At 55.6% G+C, this 2,707-nt stretch carries 2 protein-coding genes and 1 pseudogene; 2 read left to right on the top strand and 1 reads right to left on the bottom strand.

Translation table 11 applies throughout. From position 1 onward, the window contains the following. Positions 1-157 precede the first annotated feature (157 nt). A pseudogene (locus tag Mhypo_RS17525) lies at positions 158-430 on the top strand (Gfo/Idh/MocA family oxidoreductase); the annotation flags it as partial. Between the two features lie 65 nt (positions 431-495). Beyond that, positions 496-804, top strand: a complete 309-nt coding sequence (locus tag Mhypo_RS17520) for a hypothetical protein (protein WP_119342502.1) — start codon at positions 496-498, stop codon at positions 802-804. Between the two features lie 264 nt (positions 805-1,068). Here the strand turns inward: Mhypo_RS17520 and Mhypo_RS17515 are convergent, their stop codons facing one another. After that, positions 1,069-2,436: an acetyl-CoA hydrolase/transferase family protein gene (locus tag Mhypo_RS17515; RefSeq protein WP_119342501.1), complete on the bottom strand. Its 1,368-nt coding sequence runs from the start codon at positions 2,434-2,436 to the stop codon at positions 1,069-1,071. Between the last annotated feature and the right edge of the window lie 271 nt (positions 2,437-2,707).

Genomic DNA, 2,707 nt, shown 5'->3' with positions numbered 1-2,707 from the left:
TCGTCACCGTCCAATACAACATTCCCTCTCTGCTTGGCAACGGCTTTCAAACCAATCCTCTCCAAAATGTTGGTTTTTACCCATCATCACACCACTTCGTTACTCAACCGAATTCTTTAGATGAGTCTGGAGCCGCCCTACCTGGTACCCCCGCTGGGGCCACCTTAAAATGGAAGTAGTAGGGGAAAAGGGCACCCTGGTGTTGGATGCGTTCGCGCAACACCTAACGCTGTATTCACGCGGAGCAGATCGCAACCCTGGCTGGGTGGGCTTTGGTCCCGACCCCAACCGGGCCATGCTCGAGGAGTTTATCGCCAGCATTCGTGAACAGCGCCCACCCAGCGTAACCTGGCAGGATGGCTACCAGGCTATGCAGGTTGCCCTGGCGGCTTATGAATCTTCTGCTAGCAAATCCGTAGTTACGCTATAGGATTGCCACACCAGATAACGCCCGGGTTTACGCCACCTGCGGCAAGAATTCTCTTAACATGAGGTATGTCCATTCAAATACGAATTAAGAATTTGTTGGTGCAAATTGAGGTAGAGAGTTTTCGTTTGTGCCGGGTCGAGTCCCACCCTGCTTTCAAGTCGTGGGTCAGCCGGGAACCCAAACTCAGTGAAGGGCTGGCGAGTGTGCGGAAGTTTTGGCAGATTTTTTGCGAGGATGTGAGCCACGACGACCCTTTGGTGCCGCAGTATATTGACCAGGTCGAGAAAACCACCAGCGATATCTCTCGTAGCATTGACCAGATGTACCAGGCGCTGGGCTTTGAGCAACCCTCGAGCACTGGAAATCCCAATTGAGTTACCCTAAAACCCTGCTGGCTGGCTTTTCGAATCCCGTAGAACACCCCTCCCTAATGGTCGTTTGCCCAGCCTTGGCGGGACGGCGTCTCCCTTCGGTAACGAATCAACCCGACCAAAGGGAGACGCTTTCTTCGCCGACCGACAGTGAAGGGCCATCGGCCCCCGGCTAGCGCCGGTACTCAAGGGAGGGGTGTGCTCTAGGATTCAAAAAGACAACCTATGTTTTTTTTGGTTTTGTAAACTGTCTTTTTGAATCCGGTATTATCCTGTAGGCGAAAAACCCGGAAAGCTTTTGGGCAGCAGCCCACGCTCGAAAGCGGCTTTACTAAGTTCTTCGCGAAAGTTGGGGTGGGCAATACTTATAAGGGCTTGGGCACGCTCGCGTAGGCTCTTGCCAAAGAGTTCGGCCACCCCATATTCGGTCACGACATAGTGGACATCGGCTCTGGTTGTCACAACCCCTGCGCCGGGTTTTAGCAGTGGAACAATACGGCTCAAGGTGTTGTTCTTGCCGGTGCTGGGCAGTGCAATGATGGGTTTTCCACCGTTGCTGGCTGCTGCGCCTCGGATAAAGTCGAGCTGCCCACCGAAGCCGGAGTAGATACGGGTGCCAATGGAATCGGCGCAAACCTGACCGGTGAGGTCTACCTCGAGGGCTGAATTAATGGCAACCATGTTGTCGTTACGAGCCACATTGAAGGGATCGTTAACCCAATCGGCGGGTCGCATCTCGAAGAGGGGATTGTTGTGGACAAAGCGGTAAAGCCGTTCGGAGCCCAGCACGAAGGTACCCACCACCTTGCCCGGCAGCAGGCTCTTGCGCTGTCCGGTTACGATGCCTTTTTCCAGGGCTTCCATCACCCCATCGGAAACCATCTCGGTATGGATGCCAAGGTCTTGCCGTCCGGTCAGGTTGGCTAGCACGGCATCGGGGATGGCGCCAATTCCCATCTGCAAGGTACAGCCATCGTCAATAAGGTCGGCTACATATTTGCCAATTTTGGCCTCGACCTCTCCAAAAGTGTCCCTGGGCAACACCGGTAGGGGGAAGTCCACCTCCACAAAGGCGGCAAATTTGGAGACGTGTACAAAGGTGTCTCCCAGGGTACGGGGCATCTGCGGGTTAACCAGTGCAATGACCCGGCGGGCATTCTCTACTGCAGCCTTGGCTGCGATGATTTCCACCCCCAGGCTGACAAAGCCAAACTCATCTGGGGGCGAAACCTGCACCAGGGCATAATCCAGGGGCAAAACCCCCCGCTTGAATAGCCAGGGAACCTGATGCAGCATAACGGGTACATAGTCGGCCCGCCCACTATTGACGGCTTCCCGGTCGGCGGGGCCTACAAATAGCGAACGTCGGCGAAAATGGCCCTCCATCTCGGGGGCCAGAAAGGGGTCGGAGCCCATTTGAAGCACGTGAACCAGTTCAACGTTTTCCAACTCGCCTTTCCGCTGGGCCAGGGCTTCCAGGAGGGGAGTAGGGGTGGCAGCATTCCCCGAGACGTAGATCCTCGAGTTGCTCTTGACCATTCCGGCGGCCAGTTCTAGGTCAACCAGCTTGCTTTGATAGACCTTTTCTACCTCGCTGCGTCCCAGGGCCTTACCGGTTCGTGAAATCATTTCCATGATCCTATGCTAGCGCTGCAAGGCGGGACAGATGACCGGGGCGTTTTGGGGTGGGGGAGAGGGGGAGCAAAAGGTCAAGGGTATTGGAATGGGGCCTTTGACCCAGATAGTACCCTTCTGGCCCGAAGGGCAGCAACCCCGCTTATACCAGATTCGGTTAGTTCGTCACCAAAGGGTGACGAACTAACCCGACCGAAGTTATCCGCGTAGCGGAGGGCGATACCGCCCCTTGGAAGTTATCCGCGTAGCGGAGGGCGATACCGCCCCTTGG

This window comes from Meiothermus hypogaeus, assembly GCF_003574035.1.
Lineage (GTDB): Bacteria > Deinococcota > Deinococci > Deinococcales > Thermaceae > Meiothermus > Meiothermus hypogaeus.
Note: the sequence above shows the minus strand (reverse complement) of the source record. Positions and strands in the feature narration are given on the sequence as shown.

Excerpts from the sequence above, each read along its gene's own strand:
- Mhypo_RS17520 (WP_119342502.1), top strand. The coding sequence starts at position 496 with ATGTCCATTCAAATACGAATTAAGAATTTGTTGGTGCAAATTGAGGTA.
- Mhypo_RS17515 (WP_119342501.1), bottom strand. The coding sequence starts at position 2,436 with ATGGAAATGATTTCACGAACCGGTAAGGCCCTGGGACGCAGCGAGGTA.